This is a genomic window from Amycolatopsis sp. NPDC102522, from assembly GCF_055584485.1.
This window is the reverse complement of record NZ_JBVJLY010000006.1, coordinates 261,524-282,101: the sequence shown is the minus strand read 5'-3', so window position 1 is coordinate 282,101 and position 20,578 is coordinate 261,524. Positions and strand designations below refer to the sequence as shown.

Annotated in this window: 17 protein-coding genes; 9 read left to right on the top strand and 8 right to left on the bottom strand. The window is 68.5% G+C overall.

Features of this window, described 5'->3' with window-relative positions; all coding sequences use genetic code 11:
* Positions 1 to 95 precede the first annotated feature (95 nt).
* Genes ACZ6YV_RS17975 through ACZ6YV_RS17965 form a run of 3 tightly spaced genes read left to right on the top strand, consistent with a single transcriptional unit; the run spans position 96 to position 4,940 of the window.
* Entirely contained in the window at positions 96 to 1,262 is a 1,167-nt protein-coding gene (locus ACZ6YV_RS17975) for a pyridoxal-phosphate-dependent aminotransferase family protein (RefSeq protein ID WP_465510663.1), read from the top strand.
* Positions 1,263 to 1,272: 10 nt separating this feature from the next.
* Positions 1,273 to 4,200 carry an FAD-binding and (Fe-S)-binding domain-containing protein gene (locus ACZ6YV_RS17970; RefSeq protein ID WP_465510662.1) on the top strand — a complete coding sequence of 976 codons (2,928 nt, stop codon included), beginning with the start codon at positions 1,273 to 1,275 and terminating at the stop codon, positions 4,198 to 4,200.
* Positions 4,191 to 4,940, top strand: coding sequence for a fumarylacetoacetate hydrolase family protein (locus ACZ6YV_RS17965; protein ID WP_465510661.1), 750 nt, complete (start codon positions 4,191 to 4,193; stop codon positions 4,938 to 4,940). Before ACZ6YV_RS17970 ends, ACZ6YV_RS17965 begins: the two co-directional genes overlap by 10 nt.
* Before the next feature lie 34 nt (positions 4,941 to 4,974).
* Here ACZ6YV_RS17965 and ACZ6YV_RS17960 read toward each other — a convergent pair whose 3' ends face one another.
* Complete coding sequence (locus ACZ6YV_RS17960; RefSeq protein ID WP_465510660.1) at positions 4,975 to 6,543, bottom strand: multicopper oxidase family protein; 1,569 nt, start codon at positions 6,541 to 6,543, stop codon at positions 4,975 to 4,977.
* Positions 6,540 to 6,947 (bottom strand): hypothetical protein, encoded by a 408-nt coding sequence (locus tag ACZ6YV_RS17955; protein ID WP_465510659.1) that lies wholly within the window; start codon positions 6,945 to 6,947, stop codon positions 6,540 to 6,542. Before ACZ6YV_RS17955 ends, ACZ6YV_RS17960 begins: the two co-directional genes overlap by 4 nt.
* Positions 6,948 to 7,027: 80 nt before the next feature.
* Here ACZ6YV_RS17955 and ACZ6YV_RS17950 point away from each other — a divergent pair, with 80 nt between their 5' ends.
* Positions 7,028 to 7,930, top strand: coding sequence for a LysR family transcriptional regulator (locus tag ACZ6YV_RS17950; RefSeq protein ID WP_465510658.1), 903 nt, complete (start codon positions 7,028 to 7,030; stop codon positions 7,928 to 7,930).
* A 24-nt stretch (positions 7,931 to 7,954) separates the two neighbouring features.
* Here ACZ6YV_RS17950 and ACZ6YV_RS17945 read toward each other — a convergent pair whose 3' ends face one another.
* From ACZ6YV_RS17945 to ACZ6YV_RS17935, 3 genes are all read right to left on the bottom strand, one after another.
* On the bottom strand, positions 7,955 to 9,049 hold the full coding sequence (locus tag ACZ6YV_RS17945; RefSeq protein ID WP_465510657.1) for a S1 family peptidase: 1,095 nt from the start codon (positions 9,047 to 9,049) through the stop codon (positions 7,955 to 7,957).
* Positions 9,050 to 9,331: 282 nt separating this feature from the next.
* Entirely contained in the window at positions 9,332 to 10,477 is a 1,146-nt protein-coding gene (locus ACZ6YV_RS17940) for a GDSL-type esterase/lipase family protein (RefSeq protein ID WP_465510656.1), read from the bottom strand.
* Between the two features lie 8 nt (positions 10,478 to 10,485).
* Positions 10,486 to 11,058, bottom strand: coding sequence for a TetR/AcrR family transcriptional regulator (locus ACZ6YV_RS17935; protein WP_465510655.1), 573 nt, complete (start codon positions 11,056 to 11,058; stop codon positions 10,486 to 10,488).
* Between the two features lie 118 nt (positions 11,059 to 11,176).
* Between ACZ6YV_RS17935 and ACZ6YV_RS17930 the strand changes: the two genes are divergently transcribed.
* The 3 genes from ACZ6YV_RS17930 to ACZ6YV_RS17920 all read left to right on the top strand — a co-directional run bounded on the left by ACZ6YV_RS17930 (position 11,177) and on the right by ACZ6YV_RS17920 (position 14,008).
* Complete coding sequence (locus ACZ6YV_RS17930) at positions 11,177 to 12,025, top strand: hypothetical protein (RefSeq protein WP_465510654.1); 849 nt, start codon at positions 11,177 to 11,179, stop codon at positions 12,023 to 12,025.
* A 29-nt stretch (positions 12,026 to 12,054) separates the two neighbouring features.
* A complete protein-coding gene (locus tag ACZ6YV_RS17925) occupies positions 12,055 to 13,065 on the top strand; it encodes a hypothetical protein (protein ID WP_465510653.1) in 1,011 nt (336 codons plus the stop codon).
* An 82-nt stretch (positions 13,066 to 13,147) separates the two neighbouring features.
* The gene (locus ACZ6YV_RS17920; protein ID WP_465510652.1) at positions 13,148 to 14,008 is read left to right on the top strand and encodes an endonuclease/exonuclease/phosphatase family protein; all 861 of its coding nucleotides are present in this window, start codon (positions 13,148 to 13,150) and stop codon (positions 14,006 to 14,008) included.
* Positions 14,009 to 14,092: 84 nt separating this feature from the next.
* On the opposite strand, the gene ACZ6YV_RS17915 is transcribed toward ACZ6YV_RS17920, so the two are convergent.
* Together ACZ6YV_RS17915 and ACZ6YV_RS17910 are read right to left on the bottom strand one after the other, a co-directional pair.
* A complete protein-coding gene (locus tag ACZ6YV_RS17915) occupies positions 14,093 to 14,509 on the bottom strand; it encodes a Dabb family protein (protein WP_465510651.1) in 417 nt (138 codons plus the stop codon).
* Positions 14,506 to 15,687, bottom strand: coding sequence for an MFS transporter (locus ACZ6YV_RS17910; RefSeq protein WP_465510650.1), 1,182 nt, complete (start codon positions 15,685 to 15,687; stop codon positions 14,506 to 14,508). Before ACZ6YV_RS17910 ends, ACZ6YV_RS17915 begins: the two co-directional genes overlap by 4 nt.
* Positions 15,688 to 15,778: 91 nt before the next feature.
* On the opposite strand from ACZ6YV_RS17910, the gene ACZ6YV_RS17905 reads away from it, so the two are divergent.
* Entirely contained in the window at positions 15,779 to 16,546 is a 768-nt protein-coding gene (locus tag ACZ6YV_RS17905; RefSeq protein WP_465510649.1) for an EI24 domain-containing protein, read from the top strand.
* Positions 16,547 to 16,613: 67 nt separating this feature from the next.
* Here the strand turns inward: ACZ6YV_RS17905 and ACZ6YV_RS17900 are convergent, their stop codons facing one another.
* Positions 16,614 to 19,598: a 3-keto-alpha-glucoside-1,2-lyase-like domain-containing protein gene (locus ACZ6YV_RS17900; RefSeq protein WP_465510648.1), complete on the bottom strand. Its 2,985-nt coding sequence runs from the start codon at positions 19,596 to 19,598 to the stop codon at positions 16,614 to 16,616.
* A 144-nt stretch (positions 19,599 to 19,742) separates the two neighbouring features.
* Here ACZ6YV_RS17900 and ACZ6YV_RS17895 point away from each other — a divergent pair, with 144 nt between their 5' ends.
* The gene (locus ACZ6YV_RS17895; RefSeq protein ID WP_465510647.1) at positions 19,743 to 20,564 is read left to right on the top strand and encodes an SMI1/KNR4 family protein; all 822 of its coding nucleotides are present in this window, start codon (positions 19,743 to 19,745) and stop codon (positions 20,562 to 20,564) included.
* Positions 20,565 to 20,578: the final 14 nt, after the last annotated feature.

Sequence of the window (20,578 nt, the reverse complement as noted above, 5' to 3'; positions counted from 1 at the left end):
CCCCTCGACGGAGTTCGGTACACGGTATACCTTTCAAGCAGCGAGACCAAGGTTTCGCTCTGTGGAACATCTCGAAGCCGAGCGTGGAGGCGCACATGACATACGCGGCCGGACGTCACTTCCTGCAGATCCCGGGCCCGACGAACGTCCCGGACGTGGTGCTCCGGGCGATGTCGGCGGCCACCATCGACCACCGCGGGCCCGAGTTCCAAGAGCTGGCGAGCGGGCTGCTGCGCGACATCAAGCCCGTTTTCGGCACCACGAACCCGGTGGTCATCTACCCCGCCACCGGGACCGGCGCGTGGGAGGCGGCCCTGACCAACACCCTCAGCCCGGGCGACACCGTGCTGGCCTTCGAGACCGGTCACTTCGCCACGTTGTGGCAGGAGATGTCGCGGGGTCTCGGGCTGCGCGTCGACTTCGTGGCGGGGGACTGGCGGCACGGCGCGGACCCCGAGGTGGTCGCCGAAAAGCTCGCCGCGGACACCGCGCATCGGATCAAGGCCGTCTGCGTGGTCCACAACGAGACCTCCACCGGCGTCACCAGCCGCGTGCCGGAGATCCGCGCCGCGATCGACGCCACCGGGCATCCCGCGCTGCTGCTGGTCGACACGATCTCGTCGCTGGGTTCGATCGACTACCGGCACGACGAATGGGGTGTCGACGTCACCGTCGCGGGCTCGCAGAAAGGCCTCATGCTCCCGCCGGGCATGAGTTTCAACGCGATCAGCGACAAGGCCCTCGACGCCGCCAAGACGGCCTGCCTGCCGAAGGTCTTCTGGGACTGGGGCCCGATGCTCGCCGCGAACGCGCGCGGATTCTTCCCCTACACCCCCAACACCAACCTCATGTACGGGCTGAGGGAAGCCTTGCGCCTGCTCTACGAAGAGGGTCTCGAGAACGTCTTCGCGCGCCATGCCAGGCATGCCGCCGCCACGCGAGCCGCCGTGCGCGGCTGGGGGCTGGAGGTCCTCTGCCAGGACGAGCGTGAGCATTCCGGCGCGCTGACCGCTGTCCTCGTGCCCGAAGGCGTCGACGCCGACAAGGTCCGCGCGATCATCCTCGACCGGTTCGACATGTCCTTGGGCGCGGGACTGGGCAAACTCGCCGGGAAGATCTTCCGCATCGGGCATCTCGGCGCGTTCAACGACCTCACGCTCGCCGGAACCCTCGCCGGAGTCCAAATGGGACTCACGCTCGCCGGTGTCCCCGCCGATCCACGCGGGCTGCAGGACGCCCTCGAACACCTGCAGAACGACTGAGGGCCCGCCGATGACCACCGAACTGACCCGCACCAGCCCGCTCGAAGACGCGCTGGACGCGCGGATCAAGGGGGAAGTCGCCTTCGACGACTACACGCGACATCTCTTCTCCCGCGACGCGAGCATGTATTCGATCATGCCGCTGGGTGTCGTGTTCCCCCTCGACCACGAGGACGTCGCCGCCGCCGTCGCCACCGCGGCGGAGTTCGGCGTGCCCGTCGTCCCGCGAGGAGCGGGCACCAGCCTGGCCGGGCAGACCGTCGGCCCCGGCCTGGTGCTCGACCTGTCCCGCCATATGAACCGGATCATCGACCTCGATCCGGTCGCGCGCACCGCCGTCGTCGAACCCGGCGTCGTCCAGGACCAGCTGAACAAGGCGGCGGCCGCGCACGGGCTGATGTTCGGGCCCGACACCTCCACCAGCAACCGCGCCACCATCGGCGGTATGGCGGGCAACAACTCGGCGGGTTCCGGTTCGCTGACCTTCGGGATGACCATCGACCACATCCGCGCGCTGGACGTCGTCCTCGCCGATGGTTCCACCGCCCGGCTGGAGCCGGTGAGCGAGACCGAACGCGTGCGCCGCGCCGAGGCGGACACCCTCGAAGGCCGCATCTACCGCGAACTCCCCGCGCTCGTCACCGCGCACGAGGACGTCATCGCCAAGGGGATGCCGGTGTTCTGGCGTCGTGCCTGCGGCTACCGGCTCGACCGCCTCGCCGGGTACGGCGACGACAATCCCTTCGACCTGGCCAAATTCGTCGTCGGCGCGGAAGGCACCCTCGTGCTGGCCACCCGGATCGAAGTCGACCTGGTGCCCAAGCCGAAGAAGACCGTCTACGCGGTCGGGCATTTCGAGACGACGCACGGCGCGATCTCGGCCACGCTCGACGCGCTCAGCTGCGGGCCGCATCAGGTCGAAATGATGGACAAGACCATCCTCGACCTGTCGCGGCAGAAGATCGAGTACGCCGACTTGGGTAACCATCTCATCGGAGATCCGGCGGCATTGCTGTTCGTCTCCTTCTCCGGCGACGACGAGGCGGTACTGGCGGCCAAACTCGACGAGGTCGCCGCGCTCTGGGACCGCAATGGACACGGCTATCACACGCTCAAGCTGGTCACGGCCGCCGAGCAGGCGGCGCTGCTCAAGGTGCGCAAGTCCAGTCTCGGGCTGCTGATGGCCGCCGGCGAAGGCACCAAGCGGCCGCTGGCGTTCATCGAGGACACCGCCGTCGCCCCCGAGCACCTCGCCGACTACACCGCGCGGTTCAAGGAGATCCTCGACGAGCACCATCTCGAAGCCGGGTTCTACGGCCACTGTTCGGTCGGCTGCCTGCACATCCGGCCGTTCGTCGACCTCACCGATCCGGCGCAGGTCGACACGATGCGCGTGGTCGCGGAGAAGATCAAGGACCTCGTGGCCGAATTCGGCGGCGTGAACTCGTCCGAACACGGGGACGGGTTGGCCCGCTCGGAGTTCAACCGCGAGATCTTCGGCGACGAACTGTACGAAGCCATGCGCCAGGTCAAAAACCTGTTCGACCCGGCGGGCACGATGAACCCCGGCAAGATCGTCGACGCGCCTTCGATGACCGAGAACCTGCGCGACCGCGATGCCCTGCCGCCCGCGCCGCCGTTGCGGACCATGCTGTCTTTCGAGGTCATCGGCGGGGGCGGGATGCGCGACGCCGCCGACCGCTGCATGAACATCGGGTTGTGCCGCAAGACGACCGGCGGCGTGATGTGCCCGTCCTATCAGGTCACCCTGCAGGAGGAGCACTCCACGCGGGGCCGCGCGAACGCTCTTGTCAAGGCGCTCTCCGAGCCGGATCCGAAGGCCGCGCTCGGCGGGGAGCGGCTCAACGAAATCCTCGATCTGTGCCTGATGTGCAAGGCCTGCAAGAGCGAATGCCCGATGAGTGTCGACATGGCCTCGCTCAAGGCCGAAACCCTGCACCAGCACCACGAGGAACACGGCACGCCGCTGCGGTCGCGGATCTTCGGCTCGATCCGGGCCCTCAACCGGCTGGGTTCGGCCACCGCGCCGCTGTCCAATGTGCCCGGCCGGATCGGGGTGCTCCGCAAACTCATGGAACGGGCCGTCGGGATCAAGGCCGAACGGCCGCTGCCGAAGTTCGTGCGGGACAACCTCGTGCGCTGGAACCGCCGCCGTACCGCGGTGCCGGGAACGGCGGGCACGGTGAACTGGCTGGCGGATTCCTTCACCACCTTCACCGAACCGCAGATCGGCAAGGCGGCCATCGAGCTGCTCGAAAGCGCGGGCTGGGCGGTGGAACTCGCTTCCGGTGGCTGCTGCGGGCGGTCGAGCCTGTCCAAGGGCCTGCTCGACGATGCCAAGAAGAAGGCGACCGGACTGGTCACTTCCTTGGCCCGTGACACCGAACCGGGATCGCCGATCGTCGGGTGCGAGCCGTCGTGCGTGTTCACCCTGCGGGACGAGACGCTGGCGCTGCTGCCGGAGCTTCCCGAGGCGCAGCAGATCAAAGAGCGGGTCCGCCAGGTCGAGGAACTACTCGTCGAGGCCATCGACGACGGCAGGCTGAAACTCCCGGAGCGATCCTGGCTCAGCGGGCGGCGAGTGGTCTTCCACGGCCACTGTCACCAGAAGGCGGAGGTCGGCACCGCGGCCACCATGGCGCTCCTGCGCCGGATCCCGGGGCTGGAGGTCGCCGAGATCGACTCCGGCTGCTGTGGGATGGCGGGCTCGTTCGGCTTCGAGGCCGAACACTACGAAACCTCGATGGCCGTCGGTCGCGACAGGCTTTTCCCAGCCCTGGAACAGGAACCTGACGAAACACTGGTCGCCGCCACCGGGGTTTCATGCCGCCAGCAGATCTTCCACGGCGCGGGCCGGACCGCGTGGCATCCGCTCGAACTCGTCCGCGAAGCGCTGGGTGGCTCGACATGCGCCTGATCCGCTTCGACGTCGAGGGAACCGCCCGGACGGGATGCGTCGACGGTGATCTCGTGCTTGCCTACGACCCGGTCACCGGGCCCGGCGAGGTCGTCGGCCCGCTGTCCGGTGTCCGGCTGCTCGCGCCGTGCGATCCGCGCACGATCGTCTGCGTGGGCAGTAACTATCCCTGTCAGCTAAAGGAAAAGGGTCGCCCCTGGCCGGAGCGGCCCGCCCTGTTCCTCAAGGCGCCCAACGCCGTCACCGGTCCCGGGCAGCCGATCCTGCATCCGCCCGAGGTCGAACGCCTGGAGTACGAAGGGGAACTGGCCGTCGTCATCGGCAGGACCGCGCGGAACGTGAGCGTCGAGGACGCTTTGGCGCACGTTCTCGGCTACACCTGCGCCAACGATGTCACCGCGCACGACTGGCGGTCCGACGGACAGTGGGCGCGGGCCAAGAGCACCGACACGTTCCTGCCGCTCGGCCCTTGGATCACCACCGACATCGAGAACGGAGACCTCGAGGTGACCACCCGGATCAACGATCGGACCGTCCAGCGGTCCACCACCGGCGAGATGATCTTCGGCGTGCCCGAGATCCTCGCGTGGGTGACCCGCTGGTTCACCCTGCGGCCCGGCGACGTCGTGCTCACCGGCAGTCCTGCCGGGGTCGGGCCGATGAAGCCGGGGGACGAGGTGACCGTGGCGATCGAGGGCGTCGGCGAACTCACCAACCCCGTCCGGTCCCGTGAGTGCTAAGTGTCGTTCTAACCGTCATTACCACTCACGAGCGTCAGAGCACCTCGAAGTTCGCCATCATCGCCATGTCCTCGTGTTCGGCGTTGTGGCAATGAAAGACGTAGCGGCCGCGATAGCCGTCGAACCGGGCGATGACCTCGACCGACTCGCCAGGGGCCAGGTCCACGGTGTCCTTGATGCCACCGTCGAACGGCCCCGGTTCGCGTCCGCCGCGCGAGAGGATCCGGAATCCCACCAGGTGCAGATGGACGGGGTGGTGGATGTCGGCGACGAACCGCCAGATCTCGGTGTCGCCGAGGCGCGGGCTCGCCGACATCAGGTTGGGAGAGAACGGTTCCCCGCCGATCACCCAGCCCTCGCGGCCGTGGACGGTGCCGGCGCGGAACGAGAAGTCACGGGTGGTCGTGGCCTGGTCCCGGGTGAGCGGCGTGATCGCGGAGAGCTTCGCCGGAACCCGGCTTTCGTCCGGCGCTCGGCGGGCGACGACGAATCGCATGACCTGCGCTGTCGAGCCGGTGCCGAGCCGGTTCACGAGGGTGACCTCGGTGCCGACCGGATACCGCCCGAAGTCGACGACGACGTCGTAGCGTTCCGCGGGGGCGATCGGAAGATGGTCGTGCTCGCGTGGCGCGTCGAGAAGGCCCTGATCGGCACCGATCTGGACGAAACCGCCTCCGCCGGGCGGCGGCGGATCGAGCGCCAGGTCGTAGCGGCGGGCGTTGGAGCCGTTGAGGAAACGCAGCCGGTACCGCACGGCCGCGACTTCGTGTACCGGCCACGGCGCGCCGTTGACGAGGATGACGTCCCCGAAAACGCCTTCTATGTAAGCACTTTCCACACCCGGCGTGGTTCGGAGCGTCCGATCGAGCGAGGGGTAGGCGAAGGCGCCGTGCTCGTCGAAGGCGCGGTCGGCGATCATCAGCGGTAGTTCGCGCTCCCCGGACGGGAGCCCCAGGGAGTCTTCCTCGTCGTCGCGGATCAGATGGAAACCGGCCAGGCCCCGGTACACGGCAGGACCGGTGAAGTCCATCCGGTGATCGTGGTACCAGAGGGTCGCGGCCCGTTGCCGAAGCGGGAAGACGTAGTCGCGCTCACCGTCGGAGATCCGGGCGCGCGCGTCGGCCATGCCGTGCCCGGTGTGCCCGGCGTCCCAGCCGGACTTCGGCAGGACGAGGTCGGTCGGGTAACCGTCGGAGTCGGCGGGCGTGTGCCCGCCGTGCAGGTGGACCACGGTCGGGACGGGAAGTTCGTTGCGGTGGTGCACCACCGCCGTCCGGTCCCGCCGCGATTCGATCGTCGGACCAGGGAAGATCCCGTCATAGCCCCAGATCGGCGTCTGGACACCGGGCAGGATCTCGGCGGTCGCGGCCCGCTGGGTGATCGTGTAGTGATCGGCGTCCGCCGTCCTTTGTGGACGCAGCACGGGCGGGATCGGCAGCGGGACCCGGAACGGCTCGGGCAACGGGAGCCCGCTGCGCAGCAACTCGCCGGTGCCCGGCGCGCCCTGCGCGATCAGCCGGGGCGCGGCGATTCCGGCGGCGACGAGGACACCGGCCCCGCCGGCGAGCCCGAGGAACGTCCGGCGGGGAAGCCGGCGGCTCATCGGCCGGCCCGCCAGGTCTGGGGCCGCCAGGCGGCGATGGTCGTCAGCACCATCCCGGTGACCAGGGCGACGCCGAGCGGGATGTGCAGATCGAGCGCGCCGGCGAGTCCGGCGAAGTACTGCGCGGTCTCGCCCGCCGCGAGCAGCAGGCTGACCCAGAACAGCCAGCGTGGGCCGCGGACCAGCCAGAGGGCCAGTGCCGCGAAGATCTGCGCGTACGCCACGAAAGACACGGCGTCGGCACCCCAGCGATGCAGCCAGAGCATGTCGTAGTCGCCGCCGAGGTAGCCGCCGGCGAACACCGGCTGGCCGATGATCGCGACGGCGTGGGCGCTCACGAGCACCCGGTTCACCACCAGCGTCCCGTTCGCCTTCCGGCTCGGGCTGGTCAGGGTTTCACTCACGTGATCGAACGTAGGAGCCGACGCCTTATGCTGTCCAAGACAAGATCGGTTATCTGTTCATAACAAGTGAGGTATCAGCGGTGGATCTTCTGGCCCTTCGGTACTTCCAGACGGTCGCCCGGCTCGAACACGTCGGCCGCGCCGCCGAGAAACTGCGTGTCGCGCAGCCCTCGCTCAGCCGGACCCTGGCCAGACTGGAAAACGACCTCGGCGTACCCCTGTTCGACAGGCATGGCCGACGGATCCGGCTCAACCGGTTCGGCGCCGCGTTCCTTCGTCGCGTCGACAGGGCACTGGCCGAACTCGACGACGCCCGGCAGGAACTCGACGACGCCGCCGGGCTGGAACGCGGCACTGTCACCGTCGCGGCCGAAAGCCTGCTCGTCCTCACCGAACCGCTGCGCACCTTCGTCCCCGGCCATCCGCTGGTGGACGTGCGGCTGTCCCAGGCCTCGGGGGAGGGGATGGCGGAGAAACTGCGGTCCGGCGACCTCGACCTGTGCATCACGTCGCAACCGTTGTCCGGCGACGACATCCGGAGTCGCGTGCTGCTCGACGAACAGGTGATGCTCTGCGTTCCGGCCGGTCACCGGCTCGCCGGACGCGGCCGCGTCGCACTCGCGGACCTCGCGGGCGAGCCGTTCCTCACCACGCGGCCCGGCTACTGGCAGCGCGCGCTCGTCGAGCGCCTCTTCGCGAAGGCCGGCCTCGATCTTCAGATCGTCTGTGAGGGTGACGAGGCCGCTGTGCTCTTCCAGCTCATCGACGCGGGTCTCGGCATCGCGTTCGTGCCGTCACTCGGGCTGCGGGCCGACACAAGCACGACGGTGGTCTGGCTCGAGGTCGACGATCCGGAATGCCGCCGCGTGCTCAGCGTCGCGTGGCGCGAGGACACCTACCTTTCCGTCGCCGCCCAGCGCTTTCGCGACCACGCCGTCGAACACTTCCACGCGCAGGCCGAAGCCGGGTCCCGGTCGGAATGACCAGGACCCGGCCTCGGGGAGGCGTTACTGGTTGAGCGCGACGCCGTAGGCGCTCATCGCCTCGCCGATCGGCTGGAAGTACGAGGTCCCGCTGCCCTTGCCCGAGGTGATGCCCAGGCCGGCGCTGCCGGAGAACAGGCAGCCGCCCGAGTCGCCGGGGTTGACCAGCGCGCTGGTCTGGATCAGCTGGTGCACCGAGCCTTCGGAGTAGTTCACGGTGACGTTCAGCCGCTGAACCGAGCCCGAGGTGAGGCGGGTGGTGCTGCCGCTCTTGCTGATCCGCTGCCCGACGGTGGCGGATCCGGCGGAGGCGATCTTCTGGGTGGAGCCGTTCCACAGGGTGACCGCGCCGGGTCCGCTGCCGCTGGTGTTGCGGATCAGGCCGTAGTCGTTGGTCGGGAAGCTGGCGCCCTGCGACGGGCCGACGTTCCACTGCGACACCGCGCGGGTGCAGTGACCGGCGTCGAGGATGTAGTTCTGGCCGCCCTTGTTGGTGTTGAACCCGACCGAGCAGCGGGTGCCGCCGCCGGTGATGGCCTCGCCGTTGTAGATCGCGGTGTGCATCTCGCCGGTGGTCCGCTCCACCCGGACCCGGTCGCCGAGCGCTTCGGCGGCCTTGACGAGGGCTTCGGAGCCCTTGGCCGCGTCGGACACGGTCAGCACGACCTGGTTGGTCTTCGGGTCGAGGCCGATCGACGTGTGCGTGACCGTCGGCAACGCCTGCAGGGCGTTCTGCGCCCCGGCCAGCGCCGCGCTGGAGTGCTTGACCACGCGGGCCTGGGCGCCGGTCGCCGTCACCTGGTCCGCGGCGGCCTGGTCGAGTACGTTCACCACCGGCTTGGCGGCGTCGTCGAGGTAGCCGTCGGCGGCACGCGCGCCGAGGGACGCGGTGACCTTCCGCAGCGTTTCGACGCCGGCCGTCTGCGCCTTGAGGAACTCGACGGCGGCGGCCTTGCTGATCCCGGCTTCCGACGCGAGGGACGCCACCGCCTCGTTCTGCACGGTGGGGGAGTAGCCCTCGATCGTCGTGGCGGTGGCCGTCGACGGGGCGAGGAAGCCGATGGCCGCGGCCGCGGCCACCAAGGTGGTGGCGGTACGGGCTAAGGGGTTTGTGCGCATACCGGTGACTCACTTTCGCGAGGGAGGATCCAGCGCGAGGGGTGGCCGCACTGGACACAGTGGGGTCGCCGGGCACGGCCAAGGTGGCCCGGCACCGATGATCCGGTGCCGATCATGGTGATCCGCGCCGCCGACGGCGGATACCGACTTTCGTTGGACAGGAAGAAAGATAGGTACCCCGCCGTTCGGCCTACCGACCTATTCGCGCACAGCAAACGGAGTTCGTCACGGTCGCGTTCACACGCCTGGCCTAGCCTCGTGAAACCGCCCGGCAGTAGGTGCCTAAAACGCGCCGTCGAAGGCCAGCCGCGCGAAGCGCTCGCCCATGAGCCGGTGCGTGGCCGCGTCGGGATGGAGGTCGTCGGGCAGCGGCAGGTCGGCGTGATCCGCTTCGCCGTACAGTTCGAGGCCGTCGAGGTAGCTCAGGTTCGGGTCGGTCGTGCTGCGTTCCTTGACGATGCGGGCGAGTTCGCCGCGGATCGTGGTGAGCGTCAGCTTCCCCGCCCTGGCCTCCGCGGGATCACCGGTGGCCCTGAACCTGATCTTTCCTTCGCGCAGGCCGTCCGGGTCGAACTCGCAGGGCCCCGGGGTGTGCTCGTGGATGGGGCAGAGGATCGGCGAGACGACCAGCAACGGCGTGGTGGGATGCCCTTCCCGGATGGTGTCGAGGAAACCGTGCACGGCGGGGCCGAACACGCGCAGCCGCATCCCGTCCGAGTTGACGAGGTTGATGCCGATCTTGACGCTGATCAGGTCGGCGGCGGTGTCCCGCATCGCGCGGGCGGTGAACGGGTCGAGCAGCGCGCTGCCGCCGAAGCCCAGGTTGACCAGGTCGACTCCGGCGAGGGCGGCGGCCGTGGCGGGCCATGTCCCGGTCGGGGTCGCCGCGTTGGAGCCGTGACTGATGGAACTGCCGTGGTGAAGCCAGGTCTTGCGACCGCCGGACTGTGCACTGTGGACTGCCGCGTCGGTGCGCAAGGCGACCAGCAGCGTGGTTTCGTCGTGGGGCAGCCAGATCTCGACGGCCTTGTCGTCGCCCGGCAGATCGGTGAAACGCAGGGTGCGCACCGGGCCCGGCTTGGACTCGACGGTGCCGGTGGACATGTCGATGGTGAACGTGTCGCCTTCGGTCACGCTCGCCTGTCCCGCGAGCTTGCCGTCGACGAGCAGCTCGTGGACGCCGTCGGGCCGGGCCGGGAACCCGGCGTAGACCCGTTTGGTGGCGATGACGTCCAGTTCGACGATCGTGGCCGCGGTGCGGAAGGCCAGCCGGACGCCGGACGGCTGCGATTCCGTCATGGTCAGCTGGCCGTCGGGGATCTGCTGCCTGGCACGCGCGGGCAGCCGGTGGGGGAGTACGCCGCGTTCGGTGTACTCGAGGTCAAGTGCGCCACGGACGAGGGCGGCGGTGATCGGGGTCGTGAGCATTTCCTCGTTCATTTCGTTCGGGGCCAAGCGCGCATCAGGACGTCGAGCGCGTCGAGGATTTCGGTCCAGCTCTCCTGCGAGCCGGGGGTGCTGTGGCTGAAGCCGCCGGCGGCCTCCAGGCCGATGAAACCGCTGAAGACACTGCCCAGCAGTCGGACCGCGTGTGTGCGGTGCGGTTCGGCCAGGTCGTAGCCGCGAAGGATGGCGCGCGTCAATTCGGCGTGCCGTCGCCCGGCGCTGGTGGCGGCCTTCTCCGGGGTGAGCCGGAACCTCGCGGCGGTGAATCTGCCGGGATGTGCGAGGGCGTAGTCGCGGTGGACGTTCGCCAAGGCGATCAGCGCGTCCTTGCCCGCCAGACCCGCCACCGCGGCGGCGGCGAGATCGGCCAGTTCCGCCAAGGCCAGCAGGGCGATCTCGGTCTTCAGCTCGTGGGCGTTCTTCACATGCGAATACAGGCTCGCCGTCTTGACGCCGCACCGCTTCGCGAGCTCAGTCGGGGTCACCTGCTCGAAGCCGATCTCGTCGGCCATCTCGGCTCCCGCCAGGACCACGCGTTCCGTGGTCAGTCCCGCTCGTGCCATGGCCGCCACGTTACCATAGTCCATTCTGGATTTGCCTAAGGCTCTTAGGAAACAAAACCTGGGTTCGGTAGCGCCTGGCTCGCCGCAAACTGGACGCAGCCGAACGGAGGTGAGCGTGATGAACACAGTGGACCCGGAGCGGGCCCGGCACGACCGCATCGAACGCCTGCGGGGAGACCGCCGCCTGCTCGTGGGCGCGATCCTGGCTTCGGTGGTCGCCCTGGCCTGTGGTTTCCTGGCCGGACACGGCTTCGGCGAGCTCTTCGAGCAGTTCCGGACCATGGCGATCGACAGCATTTTCGACGACCGCGGTGATGCCGAACCGCCGTACGGGCCCGTGTGGGGGACGTTCGGCTTCCTCGGTTGCCTCGCCGCGGCCAGCCTCGCGGGGGCCGCCACGCGGCGCTATCAGGGGCGGCCGTCGGGATCGGCGTTGCCTGCCGTGCTGGTCCTCGCGGCCAGTACGCTCGGCGTCTGGGAATCGTCGCGATCCTGGCTTCCGCCGCTCGCCGTCGGCACCGCGGTCGACCCCGTCTTCCACGAGGACGAAAAGTGGGGGTTCTGGGCGTGGCTGATGTACTACGCCGACCGATGGGTGCCCGCGTTCCTGTTCGTCCTCACGTTGCTGGCTTCGCGGTACGCCGTCCAGGTCTCGCGCCGGTACGCGGAGATGGTCCGGACCAGGGATCGGCTGCTGCGGTCCGGGCGACGGGTGCCCGCCGAGATCGTCGAGGTGAAGCTGCGCCTGGCAGGCGACGAGTCGGGTACCCGCGTCGTGGGCGCGGACGTGACGGTGTCGTTCGCCGACCTCGCGGGCATCCGGCGCTGGGCGACCCGCCGCACCCGGGAGACCACGATCGCGACCGCCGAAGTGCTGTTCGATCCGGCCGAGCCCGCCGACGACAAGAAGATCTTCGTGGCGCTGCGGCGCCATCCCGCCCTCAGTGACTGGCTGCCCGCGGCCTGAGCCCGCCCCGAAAGTCTGGAGAAACGTTCATGTCGGCTGCCACGAGACCGCTCGCTCTCGTCCGCGGGTTTCTGACGGGGATCGTCAGCGGGACCACCCTGTCCGCCTTCGTCGTGGGCATCGTCATCGAGTACGTCCCCCTGATCATCACCGGCTTGGGACTCCCTGTCGTCTATGGGATCCTGCTCTACCTCGCCGGGGCGCCGCGACGAGCCCGCGAGGCGGTGGTCGCCCCGGTGGTCGCGCTGGCGAAGATCGAAACCCTCCGGGCGAGTGGCACCGAGACCGGCGACATCCCGGTCGATTTCGTCCTCACCGTCGCGCCCGACGGCGCGGCGACGCACCGCGTGCGGATCACCCACGGCGTCAACCTGGTCGACATCCCGGACTACCGGCCGGGCGGGATCCTCGTCGTCCAGTACCCGCCGGACCGGCCGTGGAAGGCGCAGATCGCGGAACGGGTGTCGCCGGAATGGGAGCGCCGCGTTTCCGACGCGGTGATCGAATCCGCCCCGGAGTCCAGCCTGATCCAAGAGTCGCCGGAGGGCTGCGCGTTCGGCGCGCTCGCGTTCCTCGGCCTGCTGCTCGGCGCGGCGCTCGTGCTGTTCCTGTTCCGCGGTGAACTGTTCGCGCCGGATGCGCCCGAACGAGCGGAAGAAACCCAGTCCAGCGTGACCACTTCTTCGTCGGGATCCGCGACCGTGAACGTCGACAGGTCCCTGCTGGGCGAGGGGGAGTTGCGCCGGGCGATCGACTCGCTCGCGCAGGCCGCGGACGTCTCCCAGGTGATCACCGTCGTCGTCGAGGAACAGCGGCTGACCGTGGTGTTCGCGCCGACGGGCGCCCAGGTTCCGCGGTTCGACCTCCGTGCGCTGGCTGTCGACAGGATCCCGGCCCTGGTCAAGAGGGGAACGAGCACGATCGACGTCGGGTCGCCGCAGACGTGGCAGGTCACGATCGTCCCGTTCGGGACGGCGGTGAGCAGCCGCGTCATCGTGACCGGCCCCGACGGCAGCGGCTCCCTCGCGGACGGCGGCTGAAAGTGGCCGGTGCCTGGCCCGTCGTTGAACACTCGCCTGACGGCTGGACTTTCCCCCTGTCCCACCGGTAGACCAGACTCCTGTGACCTTCGTCCAACGCCGCCTCGCGGGCGTCCTCGCCGTCCTCCTGCTCACGATGACCGGTGTCGCCGCTCCGGCCGCCGCGGCCACGAACCTGACCGTGCTGAGCTTCAACATCTGGATGCAGGGCTCGCATGGAGGGATCGGTTCGGTGGTGAACCAGATCCGCGCCTCGGGCGCGAACGTGGTCGCGCTTTCGGAGACCGGCGGCGGCGCCACCGAAGCCATCGCCGACGCGCTGGGCTGGCAGCACACCGAACCCGGCTGGGACATCGACGTGATCAGCGCGCTGCCGATCCAGGACACCGACTGGAAATCCTGGAACGACACGGGCGCGCGGGCCATCACGGCGAAGATCGCCGGCGTCTGGGTCTACGCGATCCACCTGGACTACACGAAATACGGTCCGTACAACGCGTGCTTCGACAAGGACAGCGCCGGCACGATCCTCGCCGACGAGACGAACCGCCGTCGCCAGGCCGAGCAGATCGCCGAGTGGACGGGCAGCAGCCCCGGCATCGTCGCGGGCGACCTCAACAGCCCGTCCCATCAGGACTGGACGGCGGCCGCCAAGTCCCGGCACTGCGGCTACGAGGTGGCCTGGCCGACCACGAAGGCGTTCACCGCCCGCGGTTTCACCGACTCGTACCGGAAGCTGCGGCCCGACCCCGTCGCCGACCCGGGCGACACCTGGTCCCCGGTGGTCAAGGACAACCAGGGCAGGCCGGAACCGCAGGACCGGATCGACTTCGTCTTCTACCGCGGCGGGTCGATCACGCCCAAGAGCGCCCGCACCTTCGGCGGCGGGACCGGCTGGCCGTCGGACCACCTGGCGGTGCTGAGCTCGTTCACGGTGTCCTGACCGGGAGTTCGCGCACACCCAGGTTCCCTCGGCGAGCCGGCGCAGGACGATGACGTCCCCGTCGACGATGGGTCCGATGTGGACTCAGTCACCGTGCTTTCCGGGCGCGGCGCTGCCGGAGTATTCGCCGAGGTCGGAGACCAGTTTGGTCAGCTCGGCGTCGTTGTCGTAGCGGCGCTGGTGCAGTTCGGCGATCTTCGCGGCCATCTCCGGGTCCGGGTCGTCGGTGATGTCGAAGGACACGAACTTGTCCACCAGCGGCAGCCCGACCCGGTCGGTGTTCCGGTGCGCCGGATGGATGAGGTACTCCCAGTAGCCTTCGAGATCCTCGAGCGCGAAGACAGCACCCCATTCGTAGTCGCCGCCGAAATCGCGGCCGACGACGAACGACTTCACCGACGGGATGACCCGGCCCTGATTGCGGAGGCTTTCCAAGGCTTCCTCGACCTGGTCCGGGGAGGCGCCGGGCCGCAGGGTGAAACGGTTGCCGTGGTAGATCATCGTGTTTCCTTTCCGTTGTTTCGGTTCGAGTGGAGAGCGGCGAGCGCCGCTCCGGCTCCCATGGCGATGCCGGTCCAGGTGAAGGTGTCGGCGATGCCGATGGCCTGGACGAGTGGCTGGACGACGAGCGGGGACAGGAACTGCCCGAGGAAGATCCCGGTGACCAGGCCGCTGAGCACCCGGCCGCGCTGCGCTGGCTGGGCGAACTCGGCCAGGCGCAGGTTGAGATTCGGGACGACGAACCCGACACCGAACCCGCCGACGAGCAGTCCCGCCACGATCTGGGCGACGGTTCCCGCCGTACCGATCACCAGCCAGCCCACGCCCAGGAGCGCGACGCTGACGGTGGTGATCGCCGTGGGGCTCAGGCGCTTGCGCAGGCGAGGGAAGGCCAGCGCGCCCGCGACGCTGGTCAGCGTGCTCCCGGCGACCACGGCACCGATGACGGCGGGGCCGCTGCCGAACCCTTCGAGCAGGAACGGCAACTGCGTCGGCGCCATGTAGAAGATCAGCGTCGCGACCAGTGCAAGGACGTACACGCCGAGGATGCGGCCAGGCAGCCGGGCTCGGCTGCTGTCACTCGCCGCCGGTTCGCTCCTTTGCGGTTCGCTCAGGGAGAAGACCGCGAAGACGGCCACGATCGTCGAGGCCGAGTAGATCCAGAACGGCGCCTTCCAGTCCACCGTGGCCAGCAGCCCGGCCAGCGGCAGGAAGACGACGCCGCCCAGACTCGCGAAAGCCTGCTGCAGCCCGAGGAACGAGGCGCGGCTCGAGCCCGAGAACCAGTCGGTGATCAGGGTGCTGACCGCGGTCATGATCCCGCCGACGGCGATCCCGAGCCCGGCGCGGGTGACCAGCAGCAGGGAGAGGTCGTCCACGAAGAACCCGGCAGTGCCGGCGACCGCGTAGAGCGCGAGCCCGGCCAGGAGCAGCGGGCGGCGCCCGACGCGGTCGGCGACGATCCCGGACAGGGGAGCGCTGATCGCGATCGCGAGCGAGGTCACGGTCAGCGCCAGCTTCACGAGAAGGCCGGAGCCGGGGGTACCGGCGAAGACCTCCCGCATCGCGGGCAGGCTGGGCGCGATGATCGCCGCGGCCATGATGGTCAGCGGCGCCGCGGCCAGCACGGTGCCGCGGGCCAGGCGCGTCGGCGTCGCGGCGTCTGCTCGGTTCGTCACGCCACCAATCTCGCAACGGAGCCCTGGTGTTCGCGTCGGTGAAAATCGCCTATGTCCGAAGTGGCCGGACGCTCACTGGTAGAAATGTCCGATGCGGGATTTCTTCAAGGGGTTCGGGATGTTCTGGCAAGGTCTGGGCATCCTGTTGCGGTCGCCGAAGCTGCTGTTGATCGGGGCGCTGCCCGCGGTGCTGACCACGCTGCTGTTGCTCGGCGGAGTCGTCGCCCTGGCGTTCTGGATCGACGATCTCTCCCTGGTGCTCACTCCCTTCGCCGACGAGTGGTCGCCGCGGTGGCAGGTGCTGATCCGGGTGGCCGTCGGGATCGGGGTGTTCGGAGCGGTACTGGCGATCTGCCTGATCGGGTTCACCGCGCTCACGATCGCCGTCGGCGGCCCGTTCTACGAGCACATCGCGGAGAAGGTCGAGGACGACCTGGGCGGCGTGCCCGGCGCGGTGGAACTGTCGTGGTGGCGGCTGCTGGTGATGGGGCTGAAGGACGGCCTTTCGCTGGTCCTGCGCTCGCTGATGTTCACGATCCCGTTGATGATCGCGGGCTTCGTCCCGGTGGTGGGGCAGACCGTCGTTCCGGTCCTGCTGGCCCTGGTCACGGCGTGGTTCCTGGCGCTGGAACTGATCGCGGTGCCGTTCTACCGGCGCGGAATGGGCCTGAAGGAGCGGCGTCCGCTGCTGCGCCGTCGCCGCGCGCTCGCGCTGGGTCTCGGGCTTCCCACCTCGCTGTTGTGCTTGATCCCCTTCGCCGCGCTGATCGTGATGCCGGTGGCGTTCGTCGGCGGTGTGCTCGTCGCGCGCGAAGTCCTCGCCGCGGACACCGTGGATCAGCCGCTCCGCGTGGCCTAGGGCGGAAATCCTTGAAGGCCTCCTTGAGGGACCCTGGGTCCCTCAAGGAGGCCTTCAAGGATCGCGCTTAGCCGATCGGTTCGATCCAGATGTTGCGGAACCGCGGGTTCTCGCCGGGATCGCCGTGATCCTGCAGGCGGATCGCGCCCGGCCCGGCGTTCTCCGGGTTGCTGTCACCCGTCCCGCCGTCGATCTCCACGTCGTTGTGGACCACGACACCGTTCCAGACCACGGTCACGCGGGCGTTGTCGGTCTTGTTCCCGGAACCGTCGAACCGCGCGGCGCGGAAGGTGACGTCGTAGGTCTGCCAGGTCCCGGGAGCCGTCGCCATGTTCCGGTCAGGCGCCCGCTTCGAGTAGATCGCGCCCGCCTCGTTGTCGGCGAGCGTGGTGTCCCCGAACGATTCCAGGACCTGCAGTTCGTAGCGTTCCTGGAGATAGATCCCGCTGTTGCCCCTTTGCTGTCCGGTGACCTCCGGCGGATAGTTGGGCTCGTTCCACTCGGCGTGCAGCCGGAAGTCGCCGAACTGCTGCTTCGTGCGGATGTCGCCGCCGTTCGACTCCATCGCGCCGCCGGACACCGGCCAGGTCGCGGCGCCGCCCGCGCGTTTCTCCCAGGCGTTCAGATCGGTGCCCTTGAACAGTTGGACGCGCTGGGACTCGGTGAGGGTGAGGCTGTCGAGATTGACATTGCCCGCGTCGCCAGTGTCGTAGCGATAGGAGATCGTGTTCGACCCGGCTTTGAGGTTGAGCGTTTCGGGTTGCGTGTTCCACGTGTCCCAGTTGCCGGTACTGGCGAGCCTGACCTGTTCGGCCTTGGTGCCGTTGACGTAGACGGTCACGGATTTGGTCCCGGGAGCCGGATCCGGGCCGTTCGAGTACCGCAGCGCCGCGTTGTAGGCACCGGCCTTCGGCGCGTTCACGGTGAACGTCGTCGCGGCGCCCTGGTTCCAGTAGCCGTCGACGAACCCGGTGCCCGCGTAGCCCTTGTGGTTCGTGTTCGTCGCCGCGCCACCGCTCAGCGCGGCCCGCTCGGCCTCGTAGGTCGTGCTCGCGGGCGGCCCGCCGACCAGGGAGTTCAGCGTGTACCAGGCCTCCGTGCTCCACAGCGCCGCACCGGAGTCCGACGCGAACGGACGCGGGGACCGGACGTGCACCACAAAGCCGGCCTTCAGGCCCGCCACCTGCAGTGTGACCTTCTTGCGGTCGGGCGAGAGGCTCGCGGAGGTGACGGACAGGGTCTGCTCGTCGACCTTCGGCCCGCCGTACGCGGGAGTGGGTTGGTAACGCCACTGCTGTGCCTGGTACTTCGCCGCGAGGTTCTGCGCGGTCTCGGCCGACAGCGGCTGGGTGTATTCGAGTTCGAAGCCGCCCGCCACGGCCCGCATCGCGCGGATGTCGAAGGCGTTCGTGCCGTTGGGTGTCACCTTCTGGAGGCCGTAGGCGAGCTTGCCCGGCTGGCCCCAGTTGCCCCCGCCGTCGATTCCGCCGGTGTAGATCGCGCCGTCGGGGCCGAGACTGATCCGGCTGACACCCGATTCGAGACCCTGGGTGAGCCGGAAAACGGCACCCTGATATTCGCCGTTGACCTTCTCCAGGAAGGCACGCTGAAGCCCGCCGTACGTCACGTCGCCGTACACCATCTGCCCGGCGAAGGGACCCTGCGACAGCATGACCATGTTGCTCGGCGAGTTCGCGATCTCGTTGTGCGGCAACCACAACACGGGTGCGGTGACCGGCTTCGAGTCGAACGGTCCCGGCGGATTGGTGTAGTGGTTGAAGAAGCGGTCCTGCTTGACCCGCACCAGCTTGTTCGCCGGCAGCCAGCCGCCCTGGTTGTCCGTGACGAAGACGTCGCCTTCCGGTCCCCAGCCGATACCGTGCGGTGTGCGCAGCCCGCCGGCGATGTAGGACACCTGACCAGTGGCCTTGTTGACCTTGATCGTCGTCCCGCGATTCGCGGCGGGCTGCGGATCGGTCGTGGCGCCGCCGTAGTTGATGGCGACGGAAAGGTTGGCGTAGAAGAAGCCGTCCTTGTACAGCAGGCCGAACGCGAACTCGTGGAAGTTGCCGCCGAACGGCCAGGTGGCGACGGTGCGGTAGTCGTCGGTCACGCCGTCACCGTTGGTGTCGTTCAGTTCGACGAGCCGCGTCTTCTCCGACACGTACAGCTTGCCGTCGACGTACTTGACGCCCATCGGTTCCTTCAACCCGCTGGCGACCCGCTTGGTCTGGACCTTGCTCGGGTCGGTGTTCCCGCTGACGTTGCTCAGCAGATGGACCTCACCGAGGACCTTGTCGGACCCGCCCCACGTGGCGATGGCGAGCCGCCCGTCCGGCAGCCAGTCCATCCCGGTGACCTGCGGCTGGAAACCGTCGGGACGCAGGTTCGTCAGCGTGAAGCCGGGGTGGACGGCGTTCAGCGGCAGGCCGTCACCGGGCGAGTCCGCGGCGCCCTCGCATTCCTTGCGCCCCGGCGCGGTCACCCGGACGACGTCGGCGTCGGTGCTGAGCACCGAATTCGGCACGAGCGCGAAGTCGGCCGCGCCCGGCGGCCGCCATTCGAGGGTGACCTGCTGGTCGTTGGTGTTGTCGAAATGGTCGATCCGCAGCGCGTGATACCCGGTGCTCAGCTGGACCGAGCCCGTCGCCGGTGTCGCCCCGTGCAGGCCGTCGTGGTTGATCACGGTCTGGCCGTCGATGCTGAGCCGGGAGCCGTCGTCGCTGGTGAGCCGGAATTCGTGTTGGCCCGCCGTGGCGATGGTGATGTTCCCGATGACCTCGGAGACGAACTGCTCGTTGAGCCCGAAGTCGGCTGTGCTGGTCCAGTTGATCGTCGGCATGAGCTTGTCGACGTTGGGAGTCTGGCCGGATTTGATCGTGCAGAGCTTGGTGATCTCGCGCTGCAGGTCGTACGTGCGGAGCGTGACGCCCGGTTGCTGGGGTGGGATGGCCGCTTCGGCCGGGGCTGTCACCAGCCCGGACAGAGCCGTGACCAGCGCCAACGAAGCGACGATGGACCGGTTGAAGCGCTTGCGGACAGACGGAAGCATCGTTGCTCCTCGGGTCGGCGGCGGAGCACCTCTGTGACGACGCTGAACCTAAGAGGACTTTCGCACTAAGTCAACGAAAGTATGTACAACTCGGACGAAAGTTACCCCGAACGGTCGCGCAGGCTGTACAGCTAGAGTCGCGACGTGGGGAACCTTGATGATCTGATCCGGCTGGTGCCGCCGCCGGAGAAGCCGGTCGCTCTCGACGGGGATTGGCAGTCGGTCGAGAAAGAGCTCGGGCTCGTACTGCCGCTCGAATTCAAAGCGCTCGCCGCGCGCTATGGAGCGGGAGAATTCGACGACATCTACCTGCTGAGCCCCGACGAACTGGTCGTGAGTGCGCGCGATCTCCTCAGGTTGGCAGGGGCGGTTCGTGACGACTTGCCGGAAATGGTGCCCTTCGCGCTGTGGCCCGAGCCCGGTGGCTTGCTGGAATGGGCTCGCACCGGCAACGGCGATTCGCTGTACTGGCTCACCGAAGGCGAACCCGAAGACTGGACGACCGTGGTCTGGAACCCTCGGGACAGTTCAGGTCGCTACGCCCTGGGCGCGGTGGCCTTCCTCCACGCCTACTTCGGCGGACGGCTCGACGTTCCGTTGCTCGGTCCACCGCCGCCGGAGCCGTGGTTCGATCCTCACCGCGACAGCTCCCATGTGTACGTCAAGCTTTCCGAGGGCGAGCTGCCTTACGAGCAGCGCCTCGGGATCCTTCGCGACATCCTGAGTCCCACCTCGGACCGCGGATTTCACGACGAGGGCGAAGGCAACCGCCAGTATCACTTCAAAGCCATCGACCGAGACTGGTTCCTGACCTACGAAGAGTGCTACGGACACCAGATCCGGGTCGCGTTCCCGCCGGAAGACGACGACGAGGCGCGTGCTGTGATCCTCGGCGCCGCGGAGGCGATGGGGTGTCAGGTGCTCAGAGCCATCACGATCGAAGGGAAACCCGCCTGGCTCGGATAGAGTCGTGATCAGCG